The organism is Vibrio sp. Vb0937 (genome assembly GCF_033338855.1).
Window position 1 is genome coordinate 1 of sequence record NZ_JAWOTK010000475.1, and the last position, 1,020, is coordinate 1,020.

General features: G+C 47.9%; 1 protein-coding gene. It reads left to right on the forward strand.

The features are described from left to right. On the forward strand, positions 1–1,020 hold a 1,020-nt coding region (locus R7P67_RS26630; protein ID WP_318086559.1), incomplete at both ends, for an ABC transporter ATP-binding protein.

A 1,020-nucleotide genomic window follows, 5' to 3' on the forward strand; every position in this document is an offset into this window, starting at 1 on the left:
AAAGTGATGCAAACCTCTCTCGCAGTACGTGAAACGGTCATGAAGAGCATGGACGTGTTTGTCTACGTGACGGTTTACTTCACCAGTATGGTCGTGATGTTAGCAGCTGCAGATTGGCGTTTAATGATTCCAATGATTGTCTGGCTTTTGGTTTACATCGCGATTCAGATTTACTTTGTACCGAAACTGAAAGATGTGGCCTCTGAGCAAGCCGATGCGCGCTCAACCATGACAGGCCGTATTGTCGACAGCTACACCAACATCCAAACCGTAAAGCTGTTTTCACATAGCCAACGAGAAACCCAATATGCTGAACAAGGCATGAAAGGATTTCTCAACACGGTTTATCGTCAAATGCGCTTGGTTACGGGCTTTGACGTGGCGGTTGAAATCTCCAACTACATCTTGGTGTTTTCCGTCGCGGCTTTGTCGATTTATCTGTGGTTGGACAGCGCGATTAGCGTCGGTGCCATTGCTATTGCGGTCAGCCTAGCGCTGCGCGTTAACGGCATGTCGATGTGGATCATGTGGGAAGTAGGAGCCCTGTTTGAAAACATGGGTACTGTCGTGGATGGCATGAAAACACTGTCCAAACCTATCGATATCCAAGACAAACCGAATGCGAAAGACTTGGTCGTATCTCAAGGTGGCATCCAGTTCGATAACGTCAGCTTTCATTACGGTGAAAACAAAGGCGTCATCAACCATCTGAATCTCGACATCAAACCTGGCGAAAAAGTCGGCTTGGTTGGGCGCTCTGGCGCAGGCAAATCCACGTTGGTGAACTTGCTGTTACGCTTCCATGATGTGGAAGAAGGCAGCATTAAGATTGACGGTCAAAACATTGCTGACGTCACGCAAGATTCGTTGCGCTCGAAAATTGGTATGGTGACACAGGATACGTCTCTTTTGCACCGTTCAATAAGAGATAACATCTTGTACGGCAACCCAACCGCCTCAGAAGAGGAACTGCTTAAAGCGACGAAACAAGCGCACGCTCACGAGTTCATCGAAACACTG